We start from the raw sequence: 4,573 nt of genomic DNA, 5'->3' as shown, positions 1-4,573 counted from the left end.
TGCAAGTTCCGCAACTGCCGCCACGTCAGCGAGCCGGGCTGCGCGGTCAAGGCCGCGGTGCAGGCGGGCACACTGCCTGAGGCCACTTACCAGGCCTACCTGAAGTATCAAGCAAAGGCGGCGCGTTAATATGCGCCTCAACCAATATTTTCTACGCCACTGGCGCATGGGGCTGCTGGGACCCACCGTCAGCTTAATCAGGTATAATAAAAATATTAATTTGGCCGGCTCAAGCGGTCAGCCACCAGTCAGGAGATACTTATGAAAATCAGGCCCTACCAACCCGCCGATGAACGAGCCTACCTCAACACCGTCGCGCTGGCTACATGCACTCCCAGTTCCGTGATCAAATCAGCGACCAGCGCGATGCGTTCGGCGAGGCGGACGGCTACCGCACTGTGATTTCGCTTGTTGCGACCATGGACGGTCTCGTCGTCGGTGCCATCGACGCGGGCGTCTTTAATGACGACCGCGTCAAGCATGATCTCTACGTGCAGCATCAAGGCCGCGGCAGCTACATCGAAGTGTTTGCCGTGAGCCCTTCTGCGCAAGGGCAAGGCCTTGCGCGGACGCTGCTTAAGGCCTGCCTGACTAAGTTGAAAACCGCCGGTGCCGATTTTGTCGAGATCTTTACCCGCAGCGATGCAGCCGCCAACGGCCTGTACCAGAGCCTCGGGGCGCGGGAGATCGCGCATAACTGGCGGGCGCTGGCCACGCCGAAAAGCTACCAGGCCCCCAAGGCCAAATGGGCGCTGGACGCGGGCACCCAGGAGCTGGTTCTCACGGCAGCGGCCGGGCGCGTCGAAGCCTTGCCGCAGTACCCGCAGTGGGTCACCTTTTTCACCGAGGCGGCCATGGCCGACTACATTATCGCCGAATCGTATCGCGAACGCACCTACTTGCTGAAGTTATAAACCGAAAGAACACACCATGATGCAAATCACTCAAACCCCAACGCTGACCAAAGGCCCAAACCGCGGCGGCCAAAGCTTGATCAAGGCGACGCAGGCCGTGGACGGCACGCACCGTGATCCGTACCTCGAGAACGACTTGAACTTCGATCAGACCATGCCAGCCTTTTTCCTCGCCGAAGCCGTGGGGCAACCGATCGGCCTGCTGACGCTGTATGCCGATGACGCCCCAGGGCCAGGCGGCGTGGTGGACGTCAGTATCCACGTGCTGCCGGAATACCGCAGGCAAGGCGTTGCCACTGCGCTGTGGCAGGCGGCAAGGAAAGTATTGCAGACCGCTGGCTATCAAAAATGTGAATATGCGACCGAAGCCGCTTTTCTTACCAGTCATCCCCAATTCCTTGAGCAGACGCAACTAGTAAAAGATCCCGCCAGTGAAATTGGTCTGATAGCGCCTGCCGGCAGCGGCAAAGCCACCGATGATGTGCTCACAGTCGCCCCGCTGACCAGCAGCGACATTGAAACCCTCCTACCGCTGTATATGGAGGCCTTCGCAGACGAATCCGGGACTGACGAAGACCAGGCGCGACGCTACCTTGAAGTCGCTCGGACTGACCCGGCGGTCGCCTCGTTTGTCTGCCACTACCAAGGCCAGCCCATCGGCTACTGTGCGGTAGATTTGGACGACTACGACTACTTTTACGGGCTGTTTATTGCCAAAGACTATCGCAATCAGGGGGTTGGCAGCCGCTTCATCCAACTGATGATGGGCCAGCTCTCGCTACGCGCCACAAGGACTTCCGCCTCGACGTCGACAGCGACAACCTCGCCGCCTACCACGTTTACCGCAAGGCGGGATTCAAGCCGCTGACCGAGTCCTTTTACCTCAGTGCGCCGACTGGCCGCTGGGCGCTTAGGGATTAACCTCAAGCGTTACCCATGTGCGGCCGCAACAAAATTGCCGGCCTCCAGATCTGGAGACTGGCAATTTTTTTAGAGACGGAAAAATTTGCTATAGAAGATGATTACAATAAATCGATTCACGACCCCCTGCACGCAGGTCGACTCAACTCATCTTCGCCAGAGTATGTGCTGCCGTCAACTGATAATGCAGCACGTGATCCGTTTGCAGCTGTTGGTCGTCGAAGTGGTGCGCAGCCTCAATGATGGTGTTCGGCAAATGATAGATCAAATTGCGGATTTGCTTGGCGTTTTGGTCGTCCAGCCCAGCCGTGATCTCGTCCAGCAGCATGACCGGGCGCTTCCGCAACAGCCCTCGGGCAAGCGCCAGGCGTTGAAGCTGGCCGCCAGAAATGCTGGCCTGATCAGGCGCGATGACACGGTCCAGCGGCTCATCCCCGAGCTCTGTGGTCAGACCCACTTGGCCCAACGCAGCCAGCAGCGCGTCATCGGTGAACGTTTGGCCCAGCGTCAGATTTTCCCGTACGGTACCAGCAAAGACCCACGGCGTTTGGTTGATGTACGTCGTTTTCGCCGGCGCTGGCGCTTCACCATCCACTAGGACGCGCCCACCCGTGGGCTGCTGCCAGCCGCCAAGCACGCGCAGCAGCGTTGACTTGCCGCTGCCCGAGGGACCAGACACCAGCAGTTTGGTGCCAGGAGTCAGCGCCAGGTCAGTTGCGGCGAGAATCGGCTGGTCGCCATAGGCAATGGTCAAGCGCTGAACGTCGATCTGGCCTTCGCCGTGCGTCGGTGTGCGCTGGCTCAGCAGCGGCGTGGGCGCTTGCGGCAGGCGGCGTAACTCGCGCGTGCCGGTCAGCTGGCTCCAGTACTGAATCAGCATGCGAATATTCATGGTGACGTGATCGACCGACAGCAGCAGGGTCAACAGCACGCTGATGGTAACGCCAAAGCCGCCCACATGGATCAGCCAAAAGCCGATGGCCAGCGGGCCGATCAGCGTCAGCACGGTTAGCATCCAGTTGCCGTACTGCACGCGCAGCTGGCCATTCGTCTGCTGCTGAAGCCGTTTTTCACTGACGGCCAGCCGCTGCTTCACCCGGACGAAAAAGCTGCCCGCCGCTTGGTACTGGACCAAATCGCCGCGGCCTTCAAGCCAGTCGCTACCGGCGGCCAATGTGGCGGCATTGGCAGTGCTCCACCGTTTACCCAGCGCCGCCAGCTTGGTCTGGCCAAACAGCATCGGCACCATCGTCAGCGCGGAAAAGGCGATGCTGATGAGTCCCATCATCCAATTGGTCACCAAAACGAATAAGGCGGCCGTAATGGCGCCAAAACCGGCGGACAAGATCGCGAGGATGACCTCAAAATAGCGACCTTGAATCTGCGCGGCATCGTTGGTCAGGCGATTGAGCCCGGCCGAAGGGGCCTCGCTCGTCTCGAAGCTGACCGTCAGCAGCGTTTCTTTCAGTGCAATGTTCAGACGCCTGAGCGCATCTTGAATCAGCAGCTGAAAAATAAACAAGCAGGTGTACGTCCCGGCATACGCGACCAGCGCCTGGCCCAGATACTGATAACGCTGGACGGTCGTCGCCTGCGTGAGGCTTGGCAGCCGGCCCAGCACGAACCCGTTCAACACGCCTTCAAAACTCCCCAGTAAAGCAAATATAAGCAATAATCCAATTTCCCCGTGCGGCAGTCGGTGCAGCACCCATTTTACGTTGATCATCATCTGAACCACGTCCTTCCATGTTGCCAGTGTATCTGGTACACTGAGCGCAACGTGAAAGAGGTGACAGAAGTGGCAGGAGAAGTTGGTAAGCTATTGCGGGCCGTGCGCCTGGGCCAGGGCATGCCACAGGCGCGCCTGTATGATGGCCTGCTCAGCCAGCGCCAGGCGATCCGGCTCGAATCAGCACAATGACCTCAAGGCGGAGCTGCTGTTTCCCATTCTGCAGCGGCTGCACCTGTCGGCCGATGAATTCGCCGCGCTGCTCGAGCATGAGCGCGGCGTGGCGCTGGCTGAGGCTAAGCCGCTGCCGCCGGTGCTGGCCAAGGCCTTGGCCGAGTACACCGCCTGGGGCGACTGGCCGTTGACAGAGGCGGAACGCACAGCGATCACTCGGTACGCGCTGACCGCCCCGGTAACGACGCTCGCCCAGATCGAAGCGATGATTCCGTTGATCCCGGTTCTTCCTGAGCAGGCGGAGAAAATCTGGCGGCGGCTGCAGGTTTTTCAGGGCTTGCCACGCTATGAGCAGCTGGCCAGTTCGTGGTGCCACACCCGTCTGTTCACGCTGTTGTTCATGGGTCGCAAAAGGCCGCAAGTCAAGTCATCAGCCGCTGGCAGACCCTCTCCGACTTGCCTGGTGACGCCAAACAGGTCCGGCTATTCATGACCAAGCTGACCGCCGCGCTGCCAGACGCCAACGCCGTGTATGCAGCGACCGATCCGCTAATCACCGCCTGGCGCAGCTTCAATGAGCCCGTCATGGCGGACGGCATGATTGACAATCGGCGGCACATCCTGAGCGGCTTCAACGTCCATGACGCGTGGCGCGATCAGGAAATTGGGGCGGTGGCGAGGCTGCTGAAGCAATGCCAAAAGCTGCCCTGGCGGAGCTAGACACGCCCGCCTACCTCGCCAAGTTTCCCGGCTTAAATGAGGCACTGGCGCAGCGCCACGCCACCCTGGATGATTTTCTCGAAGCCAGATAAAACAAAAGCGGCCCCTCAATTTT

5 protein-coding genes are annotated in these 4,573 nt (G+C 59.8%); 4 read left to right on the top strand and 1 reads right to left on the bottom strand.

The window, feature by feature from the left end; genetic code table 11:
• The first annotated feature begins 326 nt into the window (after positions 1-326).
• Positions 327-914, top strand: a complete 588-nt coding sequence (locus JCM13995_RS13000; RefSeq protein WP_054666370.1) for a GNAT family N-acetyltransferase — start codon at positions 327-329, stop codon at positions 912-914.
• A gap of 16 nt (positions 915-930) precedes the next feature.
• Positions 931-1,782: a GNAT family N-acetyltransferase gene (locus JCM13995_RS12995; RefSeq protein ID WP_054666367.1), complete on the top strand. Its 852-nt coding sequence runs from the start codon at positions 931-933 to the stop codon at positions 1,780-1,782.
• Positions 1,783-1,977: 195 nt separating this feature from the next.
• On the opposite strand, the gene JCM13995_RS12990 is transcribed toward JCM13995_RS12995, so the two are convergent.
• Positions 1,978-3,564, bottom strand: coding sequence for an ABC transporter ATP-binding protein (locus JCM13995_RS12990; protein ID WP_054666364.1), 1,587 nt, complete (start codon positions 3,562-3,564; stop codon positions 1,978-1,980).
• 139 nt (positions 3,565-3,703) lie between these two features.
• Here JCM13995_RS12990 and JCM13995_RS12985 point away from each other — a divergent pair, with 139 nt between their 5' ends.
• Both JCM13995_RS12985 and JCM13995_RS12980 read left to right on the top strand, forming a co-directional pair.
• The gene (locus tag JCM13995_RS12985; protein WP_054666360.1) at positions 3,704-4,231 is read left to right on the top strand and encodes a hypothetical protein; all 528 of its coding nucleotides are present in this window, start codon (positions 3,704-3,706) and stop codon (positions 4,229-4,231) included.
• Positions 4,228-4,458 (top strand): hypothetical protein, encoded by a 231-nt coding sequence (locus JCM13995_RS12980; protein ID WP_054666357.1) that lies wholly within the window; start codon positions 4,228-4,230, stop codon positions 4,456-4,458. Before JCM13995_RS12985 ends, JCM13995_RS12980 begins: the two co-directional genes overlap by 4 nt.
• Positions 4,459-4,573: the final 115 nt, after the last annotated feature.

Source organism: Lacticaseibacillus camelliae DSM 22697 = JCM 13995, from assembly GCF_001311195.1.
In the GTDB taxonomy this organism is placed as follows: Bacteria; Bacillota; Bacilli; order Lactobacillales; family Lactobacillaceae; genus Lacticaseibacillus; species Lacticaseibacillus camelliae.
Note: the sequence above shows the minus strand (reverse complement) of the source record. Positions and strands in the feature narration are given on the sequence as shown.